The following is a 22088-nucleotide window of genomic DNA, read 5'->3' on the forward strand; positions in this document are numbered from 1 at the left end:
CGGTCCGGTTGTCGTGCATGCATTTCCGCCGTCACGAATGTGTGCGTGATGTGGAAATACGCCGCAGGCTAACCCACGTTTCAGGCCCTGAACAAAGCAGGAGCCGCCGTCCTCGGCCGAATCGCGTCGCCGCGCAGGAGGCCTCGATCGACGTCCTCCGCTGTGCAGAAGACCGGACCGCTTTCCTCTTCTACGTCGGGTGCGCCGACCGGCCCCGGGAGCGTGCGCGGGGCAGCTCAGGAGGCGGCGGCGTCATCGACCGAATCCCGTGTCTGAAGGAGGCCGTCGACTCCGGTGATCTCGCAGAGCCGCTGGAGTTGCGGTGCGGGCGCCACCACGCGCAGGGTGCCCGCCTGGTGAGTGAGGATCAGCAGATTCAGCAGCGTCGAGTCCGCGAAGGTGATCCCGGAGGCGTCCAGGATCACCTTCGGATGCTTCCTGACCGCGGCGTCCAGCGCGTCCGCCAGCGGCGTGATCGAGTCCATGTCGAAGGCGCCGCGGGCGACGACGACCCAGGCCCCGCGCCATGCGTACTGCGACACCGCAGCCCCTTCGGGGGGATACGCGGTGGCCTGCTCCGGCAGCGGCTTGACGCCGGTGTCGCGCGTGAGCGCCGGCACGCCGGCCTCGTCCCAGGGCACCTTCGGGCTCCTTCTGTGGCTCTCCCCGACGGGAGCACGTCCTCTGTTGCACGAAAAGTATGTCACGTATCTACGTTCCGGCAACGGTACCCCTTAAAATGCTGGTCATGGTCGGAGTGCCCGAGTCCCACACCGGATGGACGTTCATCACCAGTCACGCGCGCGTACTGGCAGCCATCGCCGACAACCCGAACACCCGCATCCGTGACATCGCCGCCCGCTGCCGGCTCACGGAGCGCGCCGTCTCGCGGATCATTTCCGATCTCGAGCAGGCCGGTTACCTCTCCCACACGCGGGACGGGCGCACGAACACCTACCGCATCGAGCCGGACAAGGTGCTGCGCCACCCGGCCGAGGCCGGCCTCTCCGTGGCGTCGCTGCTCTCCCTGCTCGTACAGGACGAGACGGACCGCATCAGGAAGCCGGTCGCTCAGTAGCGACTGCGGAGAACCGGCGGCCGCGGGGCCCCGGCTCCGTTCCGCGCGGACCACGCCTGTCTGGTCCACGGTGTACCGCTGGAGCGGGCTGTGGGTGGAGGACACGTAAAGGGTCACGCCGTGGGGGGGGAGGCGAGCGAGGTCGCACAGGTGCAGGGTGGCGGCGTCTTCCGCCGACAGCCACGGTCCGGCCGTCGGGACTCGCCCGTGCGGTACATGAGGGTTCCGGCGGGACCGGGCGGGTCCGCGGTGAAGCGTCCGGCGGTCAGGGACGGCCTGCCGAGGTAGCCGCGGGCCAGTCCGTCACCGGCGAGGGACATCTCGCCGAGCGTGCCGCGGGGCACCGGGCGCAGGGCAGCGTCCAGGACGTAGATCCGGGTGGTGCGGATCGGTCGGCCGATGACGGTGCCGGTGCCGGTGCGGGCCGGACAGGGCGGGCCGTCACCCAGGACTGTCACGCCCTGGCAGTGCTCGGCCACGCGGTGGAGCAGATCGTCGTCTCGGGCGGGCCGTAGACGCTGAGCACCTCACGGCCGGTCTCGCCGGGGCATCCCGCAGAACGTCACGGTGACCGAGTTCGCGCTCGACCAGCCGACGTTCATGCGCATGCACTTCACCGCGCTGGAGTTCGTCCAGCACACGGCGCTGCCCCTGGGCCGCCCCTACGACACCGAGTCCCGCGACCTGATCTCCCAGGCCGTCGGCGACCCGTGGTGCGACCTCCATCCTGGCCGAGGCCGCGATGGCGAAGACGTCGGGCTGACGGCCCGGGAACCGGGGCAGGGTCGCCGCTGCGGCGCGATCCGGGCGCCGGGCCCTGATCGGCCTCACGGCACCCGTGCCTGCGATGCGTCCTGCGCGCCGCGGCGGACGATGGCCTCGATCCCGTCCAGCAGGACCGCCAGTCCGGCGTCGAAGGTCTCGGTCGCCTCCCGCTCCAGATACGGCCCTTCCGGATCGGGCGGGGCCGTCGCGGCCTCCTTGGCGAGCCGGACGACCGTCGGGAAGCGCTCGGCGAAGTCGGGCACGACCTCCTCGAAGGCAGCGGAGCGGGCGGTCCACCACTCCTCGTCGGAGACCCCGGTCGCGGCGGCGGCCTGCCGGGAGTCGACCACCGTCTGCGCGGCGCCCCGGACGTGGTTGATCAGCGTGCCGACGACCCGCCGCAGCACCTGCGCGCCCAGCCCGGTCGCGAAGAGGATGCGCAGGACGCTCTCGAGCATGGCGTTCTCGTGCGGCCCGAGGACGGGGCGCGCCTGGGAGACCTGGAGGGTCCAGGGGTGGCGCAGACAGAACGCCCAGTAGTCGTGCGTCCAGACCGAGAGCGCGGCGCGCCAGCCGTCCGTGAGGTCGTAGTCGGTGGGCAGTTCGGCGAGGGCGCGGTCGTACATGAGGTCGACCAGCTCGTCCTTGCTGGGCACGTACGTGTACAGCGCCATTCCGGTCCGCCCGACACGCTTTCCCACCTCGCGCATGGAGACCGCGGAAATCCCGGAGGTGTCGGCGATGGCGATCCCGGCGTCCACGACAGCGTCCACGGTCAGTCCCGGCCGGGGCCCCGGACCGCTCCGGGCGGCCGCCTCGCCGGGAGTGCGCCACAGCAGGGCCAAGGAACGACGGAAATCTCCCTGGCCGGCGAAAACCACCACCACATCCCCTTGACTGGTACCGAACCGGATGGTGCATTACATTACCGCACGGCCCTCGGCAGCCGTCCTCAGCGTGGAGCCGCCTGAACTCGTAACGGCCCCGCATAGATTTTTATTGCATGGCCACTTTCCGGCGTTCTTCAATGGCCGAGCCGGATTCCTTGCGCGTCATTCGGCGCAGCACTACGGGGGCCGGCAGAAGGCCGATGACGTCCCATGCGCCGAGTGCGCAGAACATCTCCCCGTACCGCCAGGAATTCCCGGTCTCCACAGCGGCGAACTCGTCCGGCAGCAATACGGCACGCATTCCGAGCCCGAGCCAGTAGACGGGGAATACCAGGGCGATCCACTGAAGCCATTCCGGTACCTCGGTGGCCGGGAAGAAAATCCCAGACACCGAAGAGCGCCAGGAGCGGGGACATGACGACGCCAATGGTGCGCGGGTTGCTGAGCACCCGAGGACGGCGCCGATCGGCATCGTGGCGAGCATCCCGAGCACCAGCTCTCCTGGCCAGCGTGAGCCAGGCGCCGAGGCGATCGGCCGGCTGGTCGGGGGGAAACTCGCCGCACACGCTGACGGCCGAGAGTCACCGGTGCCGTCCCGTGAGCCTGTGCCGGTAGCTCCTTATGCCGTAAAGTGTTGCGGGCAAGAGGCTCTCGGGGGATACGTCATGGCCGGGGCGGCGGCACCGGACGGGCGACGCCCCCCTCACCATCCGCCCCGATCGCGCGAAGGAATCCATGAACAGCTTGCCGATATGGCTCCTGCATGTCAGCCGGACAGAGCAGATCACCCCCCACATGGCACGCATCACTCTCACCGGCGACGACATCCGGGGCTTTTCCCTCACGGAACCCGACCAACAGGTCAAGCTCTACTTCCCGCGCCCCGGACAGTCCCGGCCGGCCCTGCCGGACATCACCGAGACCACCGACCTCACGTCGTGGTACCAGGCCTTCAGCGCCTCCCCCGAGGACGAGCGGCCGTGGATGCGCAGCTATACGATCCGCGCGCACGACCCGGTCACGGACTCCCTCACCTTCGACTTCGTCCTGCACCGGCACGCCGGACCGGCCACGCGGTGGGCGATGTACGCCAAGGAGGGCGACTGTCTGGGCGTGTTCGGGCCCAGCGACTACTTCGCGCGCCCCAAGCCACTGTCCGCCTCGCTCGCGGAGGCCGACTGGGTGCTGCTGGCCGGTGACGACACCGCCGTCCCTGGGATGGCGACCATCATCGAGAGCCTGCCGGCCGGCAAGCGGGCGCTGGCGTTCGTCGAGGTCCAGGAGGTGGCCGACGAGCAGCCCTTCCGCGCCGAGGCCGATCTGACCACGACATGGCTGCACCGAGGGGTGACCGAGCCGGGACGCAGCGAGGCGCTGGCCGACGCGCTGCGGTCCGCCACGCTGCCCGACGGCGAAGGGTTCGCCTGGATCGCCGGCGAGGCGGGTCTGGTGCGCCGGATGCGGCGGCATCTGGTGGACGACCGCGGCATGGCCAAGGGCCGGATCGAGTTCTCCGGCTGCTGGCGTCTGAAGCTCACCCAGGACGACGCCCCCACCGCGGAGGACCTCGCCGAGGCGCAGGAGCGCCTGGCTCAGGCGCAGGCCCAGGCTTCCTGACCCGCCGCTCACCGACCGGGACGCGCCGCCCGCCGGCGAGTCCCGGTCATTCGTTTCGCCGACGCCGCCCTTTGCCGACGCCGCCAAGACCGCGGATCCCTATCGAGCCAAAGCGATTCTCCTCAAGCGGCTGAGCGAAATCTTCTCGATACGCGCCCCGGAGCGGACTTCCCCGCGTTGTCAGTACTGACCCGATAATATGTGCGTGGCATGCCAGTTGATGTTCGCGGCATATCGGATTATCCGAGATATCGGAGCCTTTAGCGCGCATATTGCTCCGCAGCATGGGAGCCGCCGTGGTCTACGAGGTGGCGACGAACCCGCTCTCGACTGATCCTGCGAGGGTACCCAGCCCTCTCCCCCACGGCGGACCGCCGCTGATGTGCGACGGCGGTCCGCGCCAGGGTCCTGCCGGTCAGGCGCCGACGTAGGCCGCCAGGTGTTCGCCGGTGAGGGTGGAGCGGGCGGAGACCAGGTCGGCCGGGGTGCCCTCGAAGACGACGCGACCGCCGTCGTGACCGGCACCGGGGCCAACATCGATGATCCAGTCCGCGTGCGCCATCACCGCCTGGTGATGCTCGATGACGATGACCGACTTGCCCGAGTCGACCAGCCGGTCCAGCAGCCCGAGCAACTGCTCGACGTCGGCGAGGTGCAGACCCGTGGTCGGCTCGTCGAGGACGTAGATCCCGCCCTTGTCGGCCATGTGCATGGCCAGCTTCAGCCGCTGCCGCTCCCCACCGGAGAGCGTGCTCAGCGGCTGGCCCAGGGTCAGATAGCCCAGCCCGACGTCCGCGAGCCGGCCGAGGATGGCATGGGCTGCGGGGATGCGCGTCTCACCGGCGCGGAAGAACTCCTCGGCCTGCGCCACCGGCATCGCCAGCACCTCGCTGATGTCCCGTCCGCCGAGCCGGTACTCCAGCACCGCGGCCTGGAACCTCTTGCCCCCGCACTCTTCGCAGGGGGTGGCGACCCCGGCCATCATCGCCAGGTCGGTGTAGAGGACACCGGTGCCGTTGCAGGTGGGGCAGGCGCCCTCGGAATTGGCGCTGAACAGGGCGGGCTTGACGCCGTTGGCCTTGGCGAAGGCCTTGCGGACCGGTTCGAGCAGCCCGGTGTAGGTGGCGGGGTTGCTGCGCCGAGAGCCGCGGATGGGCGTCTGGTCGACCGACACCACTCCCGCGCTCGCGGGGATCGACCCGTGCAGCAGTGAACTCTTGCCGGACCCGGCGACCCCGGTCACCACCGTCAGCACCCCGAGCGGGATGTCCACGTCGACGCCCTGGAGGTTGTTCGCCCGCGCCCCGCGGATCTCCAGCGCGCCTTCGTGCTTGCGCACCGACTCCTTCAGCGACGCCCGGTCGTCCAGGTGCCGCCCGGTCAGCGTGCCGCTCCTGCGCAGCCCTTCGACACTGCCCTCGAAACAGACGGTGCCGCCCGCCGTCCCCGCGCCGGGCCCCAGATCGATCACGTGGTCGGCGAACGCGATGACCTCGGGCTTGTGCTCCACCACCAGCACGGTGTTGCCCTTGTCGCGCAGCCTCAGCAGCAGCTCGTTCATGCGCTGGATGTCATGGGGGTGCAGACCCGTGCTGGGCTCGTCGAACACGTAGGTGACGTCGGTGAGCGACGAGCCGAGATGGCGCACCATCTTCACGCGCTGGGCCTCACCGCCCGACAAGGTGCCCGCGGGCCGGTCCAGTGAGAGATAGCCGAGCCCGATCTCCACGAACGAGTCGAGGGTCTGGCGCAGCGTGTCCAGCAGGGGTGCCACCGAGGGCTGGTCGAGGCCACGTACCCAGCCGGCCAGGTCGCGGACCTCCATCGCGCATGCGTCGGCGATGTTGATGCCCTTGATCCTCGACGCCCTGGCCGCCTCGTTCAGTCGGGTCCCCTCGCACTCGGGGCAGGTGCCGAAGGTGACCGCCCGCTCCACGAACGCCCGGACGTGCGGCTGCAACCCGTCGCTGTCCTTGGCCAGCATCGTCCTGCGCACCTTGGGGATCAGTCCCTCGTAGGTGACGTTGATGCCGTCGACCTTCACCTTGGTCGGCTCGCGGTGCAGGAAGTCGTGGAGTTCCGTCTCGGTGTAGTCACGGATCGGCTTGTCGGGGTCGACGAAACCCGACCCGGCGAAGATCCGCACGAACCAGCTGCCCGGCTTGTAGCCGGGGACGGTGATCGCCCCGTCCGCGAGCGACTTGCCCTCGTCGTAGAACCGCGTCAGATCGAGGTCGGTCACATGGCCCGTGCCCTGACACCGAGGGCACGCGCCGGCGGGCTGGTTGAAGCTGTAGTGGAACGCGGGCCCGGCGCTCGGCTCGCCGAGCCGGCTGAACACGATCCGCAGCATCGCGTTGGCGTCGGTCGCGGTGCCGACCGTGGAGCGGCCGTTGGCGCCCATCCGCTCCTGGTCGACGATGATGGCCGTGGTCAGCCCCTCCAGCACGTCGGTCTCCGGCCGCGCCTGCGTGGGCAAGATGGTCTGTAAGAAGGCACTGTAGGTCTCGTTGATCAGCCGCCGCGACTCCGCGGCGATCGCGTCGAACACCAGCGAACTCTTACCGGAGCCGGAGACACCGGTCAGCACCGTCAGCCGCCGCTTGGGGATATCGACGCTGACGTCCTTGAGGTTGTTCACCCGCGCGCCCCGCACGCGGATCATGTCGTGGCTGTCGGCAACACGTGGCGCGCGCGATGTCGTGTCCGTCCTCGCGGTCATGGTCATTGCTGTCTCCCTCTGTCACACCCGGGCCGCCGTCACGGCCTCCGCCTCTTGGGCCGAAGCGATCTAACCAGCTCTCAGGAGCAGGTGCGAAAATGGGAGTTGAGGATGGACGGGGTCGGCTCGGGAGTCAGCACGGCACCGCATCCATGGTGGGCGCGCGCACTCCCGCGCCCAGAGCTATGGTGTCCCACCACCTGCGCCTCTGACCTGAGCGTTCCTACGGTGTGACGACACGCAACGCCCCCGTCGAAACGCCAGGAAGTGGTGCCGATGTCGTCGCCCGCCTGCGCTCCACCCGCTCCTTCGAACCTCAAGCGCATCGTCGCCCCGTCCCTCGTCGGCACGACCATCGAGTGGAAGCGGAACTCGACTACGTCGACGGCCTATCGCCGGCGCCACGAGGCCGGCCGATCCACTCCTCCGCATCGCGTTCGGCGCCACCATCGATGTAGTGGTCGTCGCCGACCCGCAGGATCACCCGGTCGGGTTCGAAGCCTCGCAGGACGGGATTCTGGATCACAGGACTCACTGGAGGCTGTCGACGGCGCCCTGGTCCTGGTGGCCGACCTGTTTGCCCTCGCAGAAGAGCTGCAGCCGCCACATGTTCGTGCCGGAGGCGGCCTCGTCGGAGGTGTCGTCGTAGTCGTCGCCCCAGAGGCGGACGGTGACGTAGGTCGTGCCGACCGGGCTGACGGCGACGTCGAACGTCAGAGTGCCGCCCCAATAGGAGGCCGGGGAGGTCGAGTTGAGGACACGTGCGCTCTGACCGAGGCCGCCACTGATCGTGTCGGAGAGGCCCGCCGTCTGAACACGTCCGTGTCGACGGTTGATCCGGGGAGTGCGGCGGAACGGCGTCTTGACGGTGCCGTCGATCCGGGGGGTCACGCCTGCCGCGCTGGCGTAGGCGAAGGCGTCGGTCAGGGTGCCGACTCCGGTGCCTCGCTGAGCCCGAATCTGACGGGCACCGCACCACGGCATGCGCGACCGAATCCGAATCCTCGCGTCAGGAGCGAGTCTTCCGATGGACCAAGAAGGCGAAGACCGCCACTACCACTCCGCTGACCGCGGCGATCACCCCGAGTACGGTCGGCACGGCATCGCCGGTGACCGTTCCTGCAGCGCGCTCACCCTTTGCCTCACCGTATTGCGTCCGGGTAACTTGCCAAGTCAGTTACTTGCACTTGATGTTAAGTGAGAAGCTCCTTAGCGTTCTCGGCATGAACCTCACTGTTCTCGCGGCTTCCGGCCAGACCGGCATTGCCCTCACCCGGCAAGCTCTGCGACGTGGCCACACCGTGACCGCCATCGCACGTGATCCCGAGCGAATCGCGCTGCCCGACTTTCCGAACCTGCGGAAAGTGGCGGGCGACGTGAACGACGCGGCCGGTATCACCGCTGCCGTGGACAAGGATTCCGTGGTCCTTTCCGCGCTCGGTACGGACCGGGCCGGGATTCTCCTGACCGGCGCCCGGGCCGTCGTCGCCGCCGGCCCACGGCGCGTCATCTGGCTCGGTGCCTACGGCACGGGCAAGTCGGCCGAAGCGGCGGGAGAGGGCGCGGGTGTGCTCGTCAAGGTGCTGGGCGACCGGCTCGCGGACAAGGTCGCAGCCGACAACACCGTTCTCGCGGCCGGAGGCACCGTCTTCCATGCCGGGATGCTCGCTGACGGGCCGGAAAGCCCCCGTCGGCGCACGGTCGGTCTGGAGGCCGCGCCCCCCTTCGACCTCGGTGCGAAGGTCAGCCGGGAAACCGTCGCCGCGGCGATGCTCGACGAAGCAGAGAAGCCCACCTTCCCCGGTGCCGTGGCCCTGCCACTGGCGGAGTAGGCGCAGTGGTCAGCAGGCGGTGATCTCCTCGATCGACGCACGGACCTGCTCGCGCAGCCAGGCGTGGGCGGGATCGGAGTCGTAGCGCTGGTGCCAGTTGCAGTTGATCGTCGCCGCCGGGGACTCGATCGGCAGCGGCCGGGTGAGGAGCCCGAACGCCTCGATGAGCGGACGGCCGAGGAGCGCCGTGCAGGTGACCAGTGCGTCGCTGCGGGCGGCGATCTGCAGGGCGGTGGACACCGTCGCCACCGCCGCGACCACCCGGCGCCGCAGGCCTTCGGCGGCCAGCGCGTCGTCGATCGGTGCGGTCAGGCGGCCACGCCGGGAGATCACCACATGCGGCTGCGCCGCGTAGGAAGCCAGGTCGAGTCCGTCGGCACAAGGGTGGTCCGCGCGCATCGCCACGACGAGCCGGTCTTCGCCCAGCGGCTCGGAGCGGAACTCGGGCAGACTCGGCATGCCGCCTCCGAGCTCCAGATCGACGCGGCCGTGGCGCAGGTCGTCGGTGTCGACGGAGTTCTCCGCCAGCACCCGCAGCTGCACCCCGGGAGCCCGTTGCTGGACCCTCCCGAACAGTACCGGCACCAGTGACGCGGCCGCCGCGTCATGACACTGGATCGTGAAGGCGCGATCCAGTTCGGCCAGGTCCAACTCACGGACCGGGGACAGCACTTGGTGCGCCTGCCTGACCAGCCGGTGCACGTCCTCCCGCACCGACAGCGCGTACGGGGTGGGAGTCATCGAGTGGCCGGTGCGCACCAGGATGTCGTCCCCGGTGACAGCGCGCAGTCGGCCGAGGGTGCGGCTCACCGCGGGCGAGGACAGGTGCAACCGCTCGGCCGCGCCCATCACGCTGCCCTCCTCGAGCAGAGCGTCCAGCACGGTCAGCAGATTCAAGTCCAATTGCATAGAAGTAAATCCTAACAATGCGTCAATCCACTTCGGTCAACTCTGGGAGCATGCCATGAGCCAGGAACTGCTTGCCGCCACCGTCGCCGCCGTCCGCCACGCCGGCGCCCGCATGCTGACGCGCTATTCCACCGAGCCCCGTCTCCCCGGGCTTCCCGAACTGCTCGCGAGCCTCCAGGCCAATGACGCGGCCGTTGTCGACACGTTGCGCCCAGCGTTGACCGAGACCCTGCCGAGCGCGGGCTGGCTCAACGACGAACACGGATCGGGACCGCTGGCCACGGGTGAGTGGTGGCTCATCGACCCGGTCGGTGGCAACGTCAACGCCGTGCACGGCATGCCCGACTGGAACATCGGTGTGAGCCTCGTCCGTGACGGCCGCCCAGTGCTGGCCTTGGTCTACTTCCCGGTCTCCGACGAAATGTTCACCGCCACCGAGGGCGGCGGGGCGTTCCTCAACGGCGTACGGCTGCGGGTTTCGCTCAAGACGTCGTTGGACGGCGCGCTGGCCGGCACCGGGCAGGCCAAGCCGGGTCACGATCCTGAGCTCGCGAAGCGGACGGGCTCCGCCTTCGCAGCGATGACGAACTCCGCCCTCTATGTGCGGGTCTCCGTACCGGTGACCCACCAGCTCGCCCAGGTCGCCGCGGGCCGGATGGACGTGCACTGGCAGTTCGACAACGTCCGGTCCCACGCGGCAGGTGTGCTGCTGGTCCAGGAGGCCGGGGGCGTCGTGACCGACCTCGAGGGCAAACCGTGGGAACTGGCCAGTGAGAGCTACCTCGCCGCCGCGCCGGGCGTGCACGCCGCCGCGCTGGAAATCCTCACCGCCTGAGGCAAGTCCGGATCCATCTTCCCCATCACCGCCACGCGGGAGAATCACGAATGACGACCAGCGTGCCGCCCGGCCTTGCCGAGCTGACCGAGATCATGGCCCACGCCGACTTCGCGACCAGCGCGTCGGCATCCCTGCGGAAGGCCCTGGGTCTCGGCTCGTTGCACATCGGCTCGACGCGGGCATTGGCCATCCGCGACGATCCGAGCCACTTCTTCAACCGGGCGGGTGGGTTCGGCGTCGATGGTCCGATCACCGTCGACGACCTGGCCCGGGTGTGCGACTTCTACCGGGAGCAGGGTGTGTCCCAGGGCTCGCTCATGATCGCACCATCGTTGCTGCCGCCGGACTGGGCCGCCACCGCCGCGGAACTGGGCCTCGCCGAGAGCAGCCGATTCACCAAACTGGGCTGTGACATCGAAAGCTTGCCCACCGCCGGCGACCGAACCGCGCTGGCTTCGGGTTGACGCGTCGGCGTCGTCGAAGCGCACCAGGCCCGGGAGTGGGCCACGGTCATGATGACCACCTTCGGGTTCACCTCCCCGGACATGATCGAGATGGCCGCGTCCTGCGTGGGCAAGACAAACTGGCGGCAGTACGCGGTCTGGGCGGGTGAGCGGATCGTCGCGGTCGGGAGCGTCTTCCTGAACGGGGAGTGCACCGACATGTTCGGCGGGGCGACGCTCCCGGAGGCGCGCGGTCGCGGCGCCCAGTCGGCACTGCTCGCCGCGAACGGGCCGCCCTGCCGGAAGTCAAGCTTTTCCTTGGCGCCGTGAACCATCAAAGCCACGTGATAGCCGAACAGCACGGAGTTCAGATGCTGCAGCGAACCACCTCGCACCCACATCCCCGGGCGCAGTCGCACCTCCTCCAGGAGGTCGTACACGTCGCGCATCTCGGTGAGCTGTCTGGGCGCCCGCCGGGCTATTTCCGCCTCTGTCATGCGGGACCCTACTCCGGATCGGCGGAGCGCAAGTAGTGGTCGTTGGAGACGACGTCCAGCTCAGGGGCTCAACGCCAGTAGTCCAGGGCGTCCGTTCGGCGAGGCGTCGGACAACTCCCCACTTGCACCGCAGACTCAACACTGGAGATCTCCTCGACGGCTGAACGGACTCCCGCCCGGCGCGGCAGGAGACCGCCCACGGCGCCGTACCCGCCACAAGGAACGTCACCGCTGCTCGGCCGCAGCATCACGCCGGAGCGCGGTCCCCTCGAAAGGCAACCGGGGCTCGACCGCCGGAGCGAGGAAGGCTGCAAGGGCGACGAACGCGAAGACCACCAGCATCGCCGCGCGCAGGCCGACATGTAGCAGGGCCCGGACCGCGCGTCGCGGTCCGGGCCCTGCTGCCGTACGGGTGCGTCAGCTCTGTGCGGTGTCGTCGCCCGTCTGCCCGGCGTCCTCGGCTGTGCCTGCCTTTTCGCGCATCTTGCGCACCAGCTCCGCCTTCTGGTCGGCGGCACCCTGGCGGTCCAGGTTGCGGTGCGGACCGTTGTTCTGCCGTTCGGCTCGGGACAGCTTCTTGCGCTGGCCGCCGCCCATGCCCACGGGGTTGTTGATGTTCTTGCTCACGGGTTCTCCCGGAATGTTGTGAAGTGATCTACGGATTCATCGGTGAGGGACAGGCACGGCGACGTCGAAGACGTCAGCAGGGGCCCATCACGCTCTCACTCGTAAATCAGCATCTGGAAGAACATGACCAAGACGTTACCCGGTTCCGTCGGCCCCGCACACCAGGCGTTTCGCCGTCCCGGCGTCGCCCGGGCCTTCGGCGAGCGCCCGGGGTCAGCCGTTTCCTTCCAGTCAGCTAACGGACCCCGCCCCTCACATCACGGAGCCCTGCCAGATGGAGGCGAGCCAACGCGGGTTCTTGCAGCGCCATTCCTGTCACGTCGACATCACGAACCCCACGGACGTCCTCACGTCACAGGGATCTGACCTGGACCTACGTGCTCGCCCCAGACCCCCTGGACGCCCAGAGACGCTTCCTACGACATGTGCCATGTGGTGCCCTTGCTTATCTAGAGGTGGGCATGATGGGCGCGGACGATGGTGGAGTCGATCTGCACGAGCCAGTCGATGTCGCCGGCCGCGTCCGCGCGGGCCTGGATCTGGTGGAGAGCTCGGGTCAACACACCATCCAGGGCGTAACGGCGGAAGCGGGTACAGACCGTGTTCCACGGTCCGTAGCGTTCTGGCAGGTCACGCCAGGAGATCCCAGTCCGGATCTTATAGACCATCCCGTTGATGACCTGCCGGTCCTCCACACGCGGCCGCCCCGTCACGGCCCGCGGTATCAATGGAGCGAGCAACTCCCACTCCTGATCGGTGAGTTCATGACGAGGCATCATCCCACCATGACCCAGCATCCAATGATCTTTGAAGATGGACCTTGGGGCGCATGTCGAAAATGTCCCTGACGGGGGCGAGCCTGCCCGACCGTTCAAAGATCACTAGAGTCAGAGTCCTTGGCGAATCAGGGGGAGCAACGTGACCTTAGCTGTGGGCATCTTCGATCTGTTCACCTATGGGATACCTGGAGCACTGCATCTATCCCTGATCATTTACGTGCTCGCACGCTTGGACATCATCGATCTCGCAAGTCTGGCCTCGGCACCGTCAGCGCTGCAGGTGGTCGGAGCCGCTGTTGCCAGTTACCTGCTGGGGCACCTCGCCTATCCCCTGAGCGCCCTCCTGGACAAGGTGGCACCGCGTTGGAACTGGAGTGTGGATCATGCTCGGCTCGACTTCGTGGCCAGAGTGCCCGAGTCCCGGGACCGAGCTTTCGTGCACGTCGATACGTCGCTGCTGCTGGCAGCGGTGGAACTCCACGACAAGGAGGCAGCGGGCGAGATCACTCGGTTGCAAGGCGTCGCGTTGATGCTGCGAAACTCGGCCCTCGCCCTGATGTTCGCATGCGTCGTCGCAGTGATCGAACTCGCCGTAGGACCCGATCGTGGGCTTGCGGGCATCTGTGCGGCACTGCTGCTCGCAAACCTGACCGCCGCAGTCAGGCACGGGCGCCGTGTGCGGCACTGGGACCGCTTGAAGACGTTGGAGATCTGCTTCTGGATCCCAGACATCGATGACAAATTCGACTCCAGCCAGGCAAGATCCGTTTGAAGACGGGCTCTAGTTCACGGACTGCCAGGCGCCGTGTTCTCCGCGCGGATCATTCTCCGGAGGCCGGGTGCGAGCAGCCGCGAGGTCGCCTTCGAGCTCACTGACTCGGCCTTCCAGGAGGGCTTTCTCTGCCGTGGCCTGGTGGAGGCGGCCTTCGAGGTGTGCGGTGGCCTGGGTCAGCTCCTGGACGCGTGATGAGGTCCCGTGAGCATGCCTGGTCGAGTTGTTGTCCGACACCGTCGCCGGCGACCACGAACTTGATCGTGCGGGCCTGGACGGTGCGGAACGCGTCATCCTCGCCGGCGTCGTATCCCGGCGGCAGGAAGGTCAGGTACTTCTGGTCCGACAGCCTGGTAACCACGTCGTCCGGCACCCAACCGTGGGTGGTGGCGAACCTCAGGAACTCAGACGACTGGTCCGCGGCGGCAGCGGCTCGGTGACCAGCCAGTGCGCGAACCGTCCCAGCTCGAAGAAGCCGGGACGGTTCCAGATCACACCGGTACGCGCGCAGTACGACAGGTACAGCGCGACGCGGCCGGCGTACGCCCGCTCGGAGGGGTGTCGGGAATCTGTCGGCGGTGAGCGTGATCTGTCGGCGGTATGTCGGTGGAGGTTGCGACCTTGGGCGGGTTGGTGCTCCCCATGAGCACGCTGCCCCAGAGCGCAAGGAGCCTGTCATCGTGTCTTCCGCATCCCAGAGCCGGCCGTGGGACGTTCACCGGCTGCCGTCTGCCGAGGGCAGGATCTTCCTGGTCACCGGGGGTAACGCCGGGATCGGCTACTTCACCGCGGAGCAGCTCGCCGCCACCGGCGCCATCGTCATACTCGGCAGCCGGGACCGCGCGAAGCCCGACGCCGCCATGGCCTCGATCCGCTCACGCGTCTCCGGCGCGCATGTGCGGCACCTTCAACAACGCGGGGGTCGCACTCGACGCCCCGCCGCGTCGAGAGACCGAGGACGGCCACGAGTTGATGTTCGGCACCAACCACCTCGGCCACTTCGTGCTCACCCAGTGGCTGGCCCCCCTGCTGTCCACGGCACCAGCGGGCCGCATCGTGACGGTGGGAAGCTTCGCGGCACGGTCCGAGCGACTGGACCTGGACGATCTGCAGTCGACCCAGGACTACCGGCCCAAGCGCACCTACGGCCGATCGAAGCTGGCGCAGATGTGCTTTGGCTTTGAACTCGATCGTCGCCTGCATGCCGTCGGCAGCACGGTGCTCAGTGTGGTGGCCCACCCTGGCGGCGCACTGGACTCTCTCACCCCGTCCCGCCCGCCGATAAGCGTGACAACCCCCGGCGAGCGGTTGTGTGCCTTGCCCTCCGCGCTCTTGGTGCAGGGCAAGGACGCCGGAGCATGGCCCGTCGTCCGCGCCGTCCTCGACTCGGAGGTGCAGGGAGGACAGCTGTGGGGGCCGAGGGTCTTCGGCCTGCGTGGCATACCGCGGCGTGAGCCGGTCCCCTCGCATATGGCCGACCCAGCCGTCGCCGCTCGCCTGTGGGCCGTCAGCGGCGAGCTGGTCGGCACCGATCCGCACCTCGGCTTTCGGTAGGCGCGGAGCCGCGCCCACGAACACCTCTGGTCGGCGTGGTCGGGGGGCGGTTACCGGCGGCTCCGGTTTGCACCTGACGGTCGTCGACGACGCCTTCGCCAACTCGATCCGGCATCCTTTGCCAGCACCGCTCCCCGGCGTACGGTTTGCCCGTCAAGGGGAGCCGGCTGTTTCCGTATTCGACGAGCCGCACGATCTTGAGTGCTTCGGCCCCCCGCCCCGAGCATGCCGATGGCGGCCCGGCGGTTGCCGGCGGCTCACAGCCCCGGATGTACCGGGGTTCCGGGCAGTCCGGTCGGAGGCACTGTGCCGGTGGCCATGCGAAGGCCGAGGAGCTGTTGCGTGTGCCTGGGCACGTGGTCTTGCGCGAGGCCGTCGATGAGGCCGGCCAGGGGAACCGGCTGGTCCAGTACCAGTTCGTCGTGGGACACGAGGAGCGACGGCACCAGGACCGAGGCGGCCTCCTCACTCAGCCGATCGGCGATGTCGCACAGAACGGCGGCTTGGCCGCGGACGTGGTCGATCAGGTCCGCCCGGTCCGCGTGCTCGGCGATGATCCGGTTCAGGTTCCACGGGTCGAGGCAGATCCGGTTGTCAAAGGTGGGCCGCGAGCCGGCGACCACGCCCAGGGCGACCGCCGCGATCGAGGCGTCGACGCTGAGGAGGTGGGCCAGCACCTGGTCGGCGTTCCACCCTCCGTCGGCCGCCTCGCCGAGGTCGGGGCCGGCCGCCACGTCGAGCAGTCTGTCGTAGGCCCCGCGCAAAGGTGCCGTGTCCATGCTGCGCTTCCCTTCAGTCGGGCTGAGTCGGATCCGCCTCGCGCTCCGCTGCTTCGGCGACGCGTTTGATGTGGGCCAGCCGCCGGTCCCACTCCGTCGCGAGCGAGGCCATCCACCGTGCCGTCGTGTCGAGCGCCGCGGGCCGGACCGCGTACCGCACCTCACGTCCGACGCGGCCGCCGGACACCAGCCCGGCCGCGTCCAGGACGGCGAGGTGCTTGACCACCGCCTGCCGCGAGACGGGAAGTTGTTCGGCGAGCGTCGTGGCGGTGGCCTCGCCCTGTGCGGCGAGAAGGTCGAGCAGCCGGCGTCGCGTCGGGTCGGCCAGCGCACCGATGACACTGTCGACGACGTCGGCGGCGCCGGAGCCTTCCTCCGTCACGTGGCCGGCTGCTCGGCACGCGTCTTGAGCGCGCCGAGCTCCAGGGGCCAGCCTTCGCTGTGGTCCTTCCGGTTCTGGCTGCGCAGTTCCTCGGGCCCGGCCAGCGCCGCGAAGCCGCTCTCGACGACACGGAGTCGCGTCCGGTCACCTTCCTGGGTCAGCGTGAACTCCACCAGCGTGCTGTTGTTCTCGCGCAGCTCTTCGCCGGGGAACGCGCTGGTCCAGCGGTAGGCCAGATACGTCGGCGGCTCGACCTTCTCCACGCGCACCGGGAAGTCGCCGTGCTCGGCGTTCTTCACCACCGTCGACTCGCCCTCCCTCGCCACGGTGCCGGGCAGGCTCGCCTTGTCCGCGACCCAGAACCCCGGCTGGGCCACCAGCGACCAGACCTGCTCCATGGGCGCTGCGATCAGGGTTTCGCGTTCGATCCGGTCCTCGCTCATGAGGTACTCCTTCATCGTCTCCGCCTCCATCTCCTGCAACTCCACAATTGCACATGACTCAGCCTCACGCAACCCGAGGGTTGCACTTTGCGGGCGGCGGACCGTGGAGCCGCATCCCGGTGAGCCGTTCCAGGCTGTCGGGGTCCGTGCTGGTCAGGGAGCAGACCGGCGAAGGCTGCTGAACACCTCGGGGGTCGTCCACCCGCGCAGCGTGGCGTGCATCGTCGACCGGAATGCGGCCTCGGCCGTGGCGGCGTCGAGGGCCCCGGCCAGTTCGAGAGTCACGAGCCCGTGCATGGCCGCCCACAGCGACAGGGCGATCGACGTCGCGTCGCCGGCGAGGACGGACTCCGTCAGCGCGCGGTCGATCGCCGCGAGAAGTGGACCGATCGGGTCACTGCCACCGACCTCCCCCGACGGATCGAAGGACTGCACACCCCCGAACAACACCGTGTACAGGTGGCGGTGTCCGCACCCCCAGCGACGGTAGGCGACGGCCAGCGCGTAGAGGTCGGCGAGAGGATCCACGGAGGTCCGCACCGCCGACACCTCCCGGAACAGGCCGGCGACGGCTCTGTCACGCACCGCGTCGATCAGCCCGTCCTTACCGCCGAACAGGGAGTACACCGCCGTCGTCGACGCCTCCGCGGCGGCTGCCACAGCGCGGACGGTGACCGACTCCCGCGGACGCGTGGCGAGCATCTCGGTCGCGCACACCACAAGCCGCTCTCTGACGGCCCCGTCGTTCGTTTTCGGCCTACCCACGATGAGCAGCCTACCGCCTCTGATAACGTCGTTTTGAAACAGCGTTCTGAAACTGTCGGAGGTTCGTCGTGCCCGCATCAGTCATACGTCTCGCCCGCTTCACCGGGCGCTTATCCCTTGCCTTGGCGGCCGTCGTGGCGCTGGTCGTCGTGTTTCTCGCCCTGATCGCCCTCACAGACGGGACGGGCTCGGGGCTTGCCGCTTGGTCGACGACCATTGGAGCCGGGCTCGCCCTCGCGGTGTGGCGAGGTCGGCGTCGCCCCTGGCCGGCGCGGCTCGTGCCGTTTCTGCCGGTGGTCGTGGCGGCGGCGTTGACGGCGGCGGTCTGTGTCCCGACCGTGCCGACGGAACGGCAACGCCCGCCCGCCCTGCCGTTCGTGGCCACGCAGCACTGGAGTCTGAGCACGGGCAGCCGGGTCGCGGTGTACCACTACCCGCCGGCGAACAACGGCCCCAGGCATCCCGTCCCGTTCGTGTACCTCAACGGCGGACCGGTCCGCGGCATCTCGGTGCTCGACCACCGGTTCCTGCAACTCCTGGCACGCCAGGGCTACGACGTCTACGCCTACGAATCCGCCGGCGCCGGACGCAGCGATCTGCTCCCCATGGACCAGTACACGATCACCAGGTCGGTTCGTGATCTCGCCGCCTTCGTCGACCGCCTGGACAAGGGCAAGGTCGACATCCTCGGCTTCTCCGCCGGCGGGGCGGTGCTCACTCGAGCTCTGGCCGATCCGAGCGTCGCCGCACGCCTGCACCGGGCGATCATCGCCGAGCCCGGCCCCATGGACGGGCCCACCGCGCACATCGCCGGCCACAAGGGCCGAAGTTCCGCACGGGGCCTCGCACCCGCCATGACCGGACCGCGATCGACACATGTCCCCCGGTACGCCGTGGCGTTCGGCCTCATGCGACTCGGACTCCTCTCCCCCGGCACCGGGCTGATCGGTCAGGCCGAGGGCGTCAACGCCTTCACCGCCGCGGACCTCGGCAGCGACACCGCGTCCGCCTACTGCGCGCGCGACGCACACCGCATCCCCACCGAGGACACCGCGCGGAACTTCTCCTTCAGCCCCGCCGCCAGCCTCCGCGTCCAGCAGACGATCAAGGACTCACCCTCCATCGCACCGCGACTGGAGCGGTCCCGGACCCCGGCGATGCTGATGATCGCCGAGTGCTCCTCCCAGGTCCGCCAATGGGCGACCGCCCCTCTTGCCCATGACCCCGCCATCGGGCGCACGCAGTACATGCCCGGAGTCGGACACCACATGTGGAACGGCCTGGACGACAACAACGACCGTGCCGCCGCCGTCGTCACCGCGTTCCTTGAGGGCAAACCGGCACCCCTGCCCAACTACCCGGCTCGCAAGGACATCCCTGCGTTCCTGCGCGAGCACAGGTGAACGCGACCACGCTCAAGGTCCCGTAAGGCGCGTAGCAGCATCCCCGCCTCACCCACACGTAGGGGGTCGACTGTCGCACCCCGAGTGCACCCGGGGATGGAGTCGACCCGCACAGGGTGGTCTGCCCTTCGGCATAAGCCTCAGCGCGCAATGCGGGGGCCCTTCTTGGAGAACCCCGCGCACGGTTGCTCGCCGTCTCATGCATAACGTCGCGAGTGGCCCCTTGCCTGATCTGGCACTGCGCGTTCAGAACCGAGCCCGAGGGGAGGTGCGGGAGTTCCTGTACGAGAATCGAATTCCGCGAGCATCGCCTGTACGTCCTGGAGTTCGCCGGCTGACACCCACACGTCCAGGCAGACACCCACACGTCAGGATCGGGTACAGCTCCGATCCGTGGGGCCGGCTCGCCCAGCACGATGGGGAGGCGAACCGCTGGTATCACACATTGCCGCAGCAGCCCTCGTCGCTTGGCTCCACACCTGATCCAGCTGATAAACCGTCAGTCGGAGATCCGGCGTCTTGTCCGGATGAGAATCGCCTCGCCAACGATCGCAAGGATCAACAGCACAAAGCAGCATCCGAAACCGAGCAGCCCGGCCGCGAACAGGTAGAGCGAACGCGGATCCATGCACGCCCAGGTGGACGAGCAACTGACGGTCCGCGGGTCCGCCGGCGGCCCCATCGCATGCCAGCCGATGACGACGCAGAGCACGGAGACGGCGGCCGCGGCGGAGAGCAGGATCCACCGGACCCGCCGGGCTCCCCACCACGACAGGGTCCATCCCACGACGATCGCCGCCGGCAGGGTGAACACGTAACCGGGGACTATGTCCACTCTGAATCGCTCCGCGACATCAAGGGCCGGCCGGTCTGCCGCTGGGTGAGGTGGTCGCCCATGTTGATCAAGCCTACCGTCGGGTGCTTGACGGTCGGCAGGTCACCTGTCGGCTTTCGAGCCTCACCTCAAGTCCCAGGCCGAGACGGTCGCCGGACTTGAGCTTCACTCACGTGGTCGCGGCGTAGTCGGCCACGGTCGAGGTGAAGAGCCCCTTCACGGTCGACAGGTCGCCCAGTCTGTTGAGGGCGGCGTGACGTCCCCCCTGAGGGTGCAAGCACGGTGCGGGCGACCTCGATCCGCTTCTTCTGCACGGCAGGCTTGACCGCTGGAGGGTTGTCCGGTCGGCCGCCCCGCCTGTTCGAAACGGAGGGAGGCGCCGACCGCGTCGTGCCAGGACACGAAGCACCAGGGTTGATGAGTCGCCGCTGCCGACAAGCCTCACGGGCTGGCAGTACCGATTCCTGACGCCCACCAAGATCCGGACCGGGAGCGGACCAACTCCGGACCAACCCACATGCCGGACCTTGACGCAGCGTAGTCAGCACCAAGTCAGCACGGGAGTCAGCACCCCACCTCCGAATCCCGCCCGAACAGTGCACCTCGGACAGCGCTCTCGCGGGCCCGATTGGAGCTCTCATAGAGGCGTCGGCGACGCGGTCATGGTGACCGCACGCACCTGCGCACCCGGAACTATGGTGTCCCACCACATGTGCCACTGACCTGCGGATTCCTACGGTATGGCGACACGAATACGTCCCCGCCAACCGCTTGGAAGCGGAGCCGATGTCCTCCCCCGCAACCGCTCCCCCACCCCCCGCCAGCCTCAAACGCATCGTCGCCGCCAGCCTCATCGGCACCACCATCGAGTGGTACGACAACTCATTCGATCGGGGCTAGGACCTGCGGTTTTCCATGATTCCGGCCCTCGAAGTCAGCACGGAACCAGCACGGGGGTTGGTGGCGTGCTGTCGGTGCTGGCACACCAGCGACACGGCACGCTCCAACGAGCTCAGCGGCGTTGGGGCACGGTTACACAACGTTGCGAAAGGTATCGGCCAATGCGCTCCTCGGTGTGGATTCGTCGGGCGTCGGCAAGGCGGCGGCTATGAGAACGATGCTGGTACGTGAACTCAGCCATGACACGCTCTGGCAACTGGTCAGCTACGGCGTGCTCGATCTTGAGGACGGCCCACCGGATCGACTCCGTCGGTACCCAGCTCACCGCGGGCCTCTCCTTCAGCCGAGCGCAGCAGTACGCACGCGACCACACCGCGCAGGAAGCCATCGACACGGACATAACTGCTACCGCAGAGGGTCTCGTTCCACTGGGGACCAGTTACTTGCTGGGCGGGAAGCACAGCTCCGAAGGGGCCTTGGCCTCCCGTCGCCCAGGAGACTATCCCCGCGGGGGAGGGGAGCAAATTGCTGCCGCATGAAAGTTGAAACCGCGCAGTGGACCATCCCTGCAGGCGCAGGGAGCAGCGCTGCAACCTCACCGCCACGACCCTGTCGTGTGGACCATCCCCGCGCCGGTGCGGGGTGCAGCATTCGTGGATGACCTCGAATCAAATGAGATGCCGTCTAAAGAAGCACCGGTCATGATCGGGTCACCAGCTTTTAGCTACTGCTCACACCACTCACCCAGAGAGCCGGCCGCCCGCGTCTGAGTGAAGTTGTGCACCAGGGCCCACGCCCGATCGATGTTCAGAACACAGTCGCCCGTGAACGCGGCGAGGTCGTCCGCGATCGGGACTTCGACCTCGGCACCCGAGGGCACCGTGCCGTCTCCTACGAGCAGAAACATCCGCTCAGTGCTCCTCATCAGATGGACGACCGCGTGATCATCTCTGAAGGCCAGGGTCAGCACCGGGAACTCCCTGTTCGGCGACCGAACCTCGACGTATCCCTGACCACAGGAACACAGTTCGTTGAAGCGGTCTGACAGATCCTTCACCTCTGAACATCTCTCAACCGGATGGAACAGTCCGGATTCCGGCGACGTCGCCGCCCACACCACGTTCATCCAACCCTCGTTCGCACACAGGTCTCGACCACGATCCAGGGCCACGCTCCCACGATCCACCACGACGGCGTTGTCACGTTGTTGGGTGTGTGGGTGCCTGATGGTACCGGGGTGTGGTGGGGCGGAGTGTCG

The 22088-nt window shown here is 68.3% G+C and carries 22 protein-coding genes and 3 pseudogenes; 9 read left to right on the forward strand and 16 right to left on the reverse strand.

Annotated features, from left to right (window positions below; translation table 11 throughout):
• Positions 1-236 precede the first annotated feature (236 nt).
• Positions 237-641 (reverse strand): STAS domain-containing protein, encoded by a 405-nt coding sequence (locus CEB94_RS03915; protein ID WP_175430830.1) that lies wholly within the window; start codon positions 639-641, stop codon positions 237-239.
• Between the two features lie 107 nt (positions 642-748).
• On the opposite strand from CEB94_RS03915, the gene CEB94_RS03920 reads away from it, so the two are divergent.
• Positions 749-1078 (forward strand): helix-turn-helix transcriptional regulator, encoded by a 330-nt coding sequence (locus tag CEB94_RS03920; protein ID WP_175430831.1) that lies wholly within the window; start codon positions 749-751, stop codon positions 1076-1078.
• Positions 1079-1269: 191 nt separating this feature from the next.
• On the opposite strand, the pseudogene CEB94_RS41630 reads toward CEB94_RS03920, so the two are convergent.
• The 3 genes and pseudogenes from CEB94_RS41630 to CEB94_RS03935 all read right to left on the reverse strand — a co-directional run.
• Positions 1270-1607, reverse strand: a pseudogene (locus CEB94_RS41630) (AMP-binding protein); the annotation flags it as partial.
• A gap of 298 nt (positions 1608-1905) precedes the next feature.
• The gene (locus CEB94_RS03930) at positions 1906-2727 is read right to left on the reverse strand and encodes a TetR/AcrR family transcriptional regulator (RefSeq protein WP_175430833.1); all 822 of its coding nucleotides are present in this window, start codon (positions 2725-2727) and stop codon (positions 1906-1908) included.
• A 112-nt stretch (positions 2728-2839) separates the two neighbouring features.
• Positions 2840-3226, reverse strand: a complete 387-nt coding sequence (locus CEB94_RS03935) for an ABC transporter permease (protein ID WP_175430834.1) — start codon at positions 3224-3226, stop codon at positions 2840-2842.
• Between the two features lie 242 nt (positions 3227-3468).
• Between CEB94_RS03935 and CEB94_RS03940 the strand changes: the two genes are divergently transcribed.
• Positions 3469-4350: a siderophore-interacting protein gene (locus CEB94_RS03940; protein WP_175430835.1), complete on the forward strand. Its 882-nt coding sequence runs from the start codon at positions 3469-3471 to the stop codon at positions 4348-4350.
• A gap of 415 nt (positions 4351-4765) precedes the next feature.
• Here the strand turns inward: CEB94_RS03940 and CEB94_RS03945 are convergent, their stop codons facing one another.
• The 3 genes from CEB94_RS03945 to CEB94_RS03955 form a co-directional block, all read right to left on the reverse strand.
• Positions 4766-7078, reverse strand: a complete 2313-nt coding sequence (locus CEB94_RS03945; RefSeq protein WP_175430836.1) for an ATP-binding cassette domain-containing protein — start codon at positions 7076-7078, stop codon at positions 4766-4768.
• A gap of 370 nt (positions 7079-7448) precedes the next feature.
• A complete protein-coding gene (locus CEB94_RS03950; protein WP_175430837.1) occupies positions 7449-7598 on the reverse strand; it encodes a hypothetical protein in 150 nt (49 codons plus the stop codon).
• Positions 7599-7603: 5 nt separating this feature from the next.
• Positions 7604-7963, reverse strand: coding sequence for a hypothetical protein (locus tag CEB94_RS03955; RefSeq protein WP_246112230.1), 360 nt, complete (start codon positions 7961-7963; stop codon positions 7604-7606).
• Between the two features lie 332 nt (positions 7964-8295).
• On the opposite strand from CEB94_RS03955, the gene CEB94_RS03960 reads away from it, so the two are divergent.
• Entirely contained in the window at positions 8296-8904 is a 609-nt protein-coding gene (locus tag CEB94_RS03960) for an NAD(P)-dependent oxidoreductase (RefSeq protein WP_175430838.1), read from the forward strand.
• 9 nt (positions 8905-8913) lie between these two features.
• Here CEB94_RS03960 and CEB94_RS03965 read toward each other — a convergent pair whose 3' ends face one another.
• Positions 8914-9813 carry a LysR family transcriptional regulator gene (locus CEB94_RS03965; RefSeq protein ID WP_175430839.1) on the reverse strand — a complete coding sequence of 300 codons (900 nt, stop codon included), beginning with the start codon at positions 9811-9813 and terminating at the stop codon, positions 8914-8916.
• 55 nt (positions 9814-9868) lie between these two features.
• Here CEB94_RS03965 and CEB94_RS03970 point away from each other — a divergent pair, with 55 nt between their 5' ends.
• From CEB94_RS03970 to CEB94_RS03980, 3 genes are read left to right on the forward strand one after another with little or no spacing between them, the layout of a single operon-like run.
• A complete protein-coding gene (locus CEB94_RS03970; RefSeq protein WP_175430840.1) occupies positions 9869-10648 on the forward strand; it encodes an inositol monophosphatase family protein in 780 nt (259 codons plus the stop codon).
• A 50-nt stretch (positions 10649-10698) separates the two neighbouring features.
• On the forward strand, positions 10699-11115 hold the full coding sequence (locus CEB94_RS03975) for a hypothetical protein (protein ID WP_175430841.1): 417 nt from the start codon (positions 10699-10701) through the stop codon (positions 11113-11115).
• 48 nt (positions 11116-11163) lie between these two features.
• Positions 11164-11424 carry a hypothetical protein gene (locus CEB94_RS03980; RefSeq protein WP_175430842.1) on the forward strand — a complete coding sequence of 87 codons (261 nt, stop codon included), beginning with the start codon at positions 11164-11166 and terminating at the stop codon, positions 11422-11424.
• A gap of 584 nt (positions 11425-12008) precedes the next feature.
• On the opposite strand, the gene CEB94_RS03985 is transcribed toward CEB94_RS03980, so the two are convergent.
• Positions 12009-12218, reverse strand: coding sequence for a DUF6243 family protein (locus tag CEB94_RS03985; RefSeq protein ID WP_246111702.1), 210 nt, complete (start codon positions 12216-12218; stop codon positions 12009-12011).
• Positions 12219-12781: 563 nt separating this feature from the next.
• Positions 12782-13015: pseudogene (locus CEB94_RS42145) on the reverse strand (transposase); the annotation flags it as partial.
• Positions 13016-13148: 133 nt separating this feature from the next.
• Here CEB94_RS42145 and CEB94_RS03995 point away from each other — a divergent pair.
• Both CEB94_RS03995 and CEB94_RS04000 read left to right on the forward strand, forming a co-directional pair.
• On the forward strand, positions 13149-13769 hold the full coding sequence (locus CEB94_RS03995) for a hypothetical protein (RefSeq protein WP_246111703.1): 621 nt from the start codon (positions 13149-13151) through the stop codon (positions 13767-13769).
• Positions 13770-14449: 680 nt separating this feature from the next.
• Positions 14450-15323: pseudogene (locus CEB94_RS04000) on the forward strand (SDR family NAD(P)-dependent oxidoreductase).
• Between the two features lie 257 nt (positions 15324-15580).
• Here the strand turns inward: CEB94_RS04000 and CEB94_RS04005 are convergent.
• From CEB94_RS04005 to CEB94_RS04020, 4 genes are all read right to left on the reverse strand, one after another.
• A complete protein-coding gene (locus tag CEB94_RS04005; protein ID WP_175430845.1) occupies positions 15581-16102 on the reverse strand; it encodes a hypothetical protein in 522 nt (173 codons plus the stop codon).
• 13 nt (positions 16103-16115) lie between these two features.
• Positions 16116-16484, reverse strand: a complete 369-nt coding sequence (locus CEB94_RS04010; RefSeq protein ID WP_175430846.1) for an ArsR/SmtB family transcription factor — start codon at positions 16482-16484, stop codon at positions 16116-16118.
• Positions 16481-16927, reverse strand: a complete 447-nt coding sequence (locus CEB94_RS04015) for an SRPBCC domain-containing protein (RefSeq protein WP_175430847.1) — start codon at positions 16925-16927, stop codon at positions 16481-16483. Before CEB94_RS04015 ends, CEB94_RS04010 begins: the two co-directional genes overlap by 4 nt.
• A 153-nt stretch (positions 16928-17080) precedes the next feature.
• Entirely contained in the window at positions 17081-17692 is a 612-nt protein-coding gene (locus tag CEB94_RS04020; protein WP_175430848.1) for a TetR-like C-terminal domain-containing protein, read from the reverse strand.
• 122 nt (positions 17693-17814) lie between these two features.
• Between CEB94_RS04020 and CEB94_RS04025 the strand changes: the two genes are divergently transcribed.
• Positions 17815-19095: an alpha/beta fold hydrolase gene (locus CEB94_RS04025; RefSeq protein ID WP_246111704.1), complete on the forward strand. Its 1281-nt coding sequence runs from the start codon at positions 17815-17817 to the stop codon at positions 19093-19095.
• A gap of 499 nt (positions 19096-19594) precedes the next feature.
• Here the strand turns inward: CEB94_RS04025 and CEB94_RS04030 are convergent, their stop codons facing one another.
• Both CEB94_RS04030 and CEB94_RS04035 read right to left on the reverse strand, forming a co-directional pair.
• Complete coding sequence (locus CEB94_RS04030) at positions 19595-19909, reverse strand: hypothetical protein (protein ID WP_175430850.1); 315 nt, start codon at positions 19907-19909, stop codon at positions 19595-19597.
• Between the two features lie 1645 nt (positions 19910-21554).
• Complete coding sequence (locus tag CEB94_RS04035) at positions 21555-21956, reverse strand: hypothetical protein (protein WP_175430851.1); 402 nt, start codon at positions 21954-21956, stop codon at positions 21555-21557.
• Positions 21957-22088: the final 132 nt, after the last annotated feature.

The organism is Streptomyces hawaiiensis (assembly GCF_004803895.1).
Taxonomy (GTDB): domain Bacteria; phylum Actinomycetota; class Actinomycetes; order Streptomycetales; family Streptomycetaceae; genus Streptomyces; species Streptomyces hawaiiensis.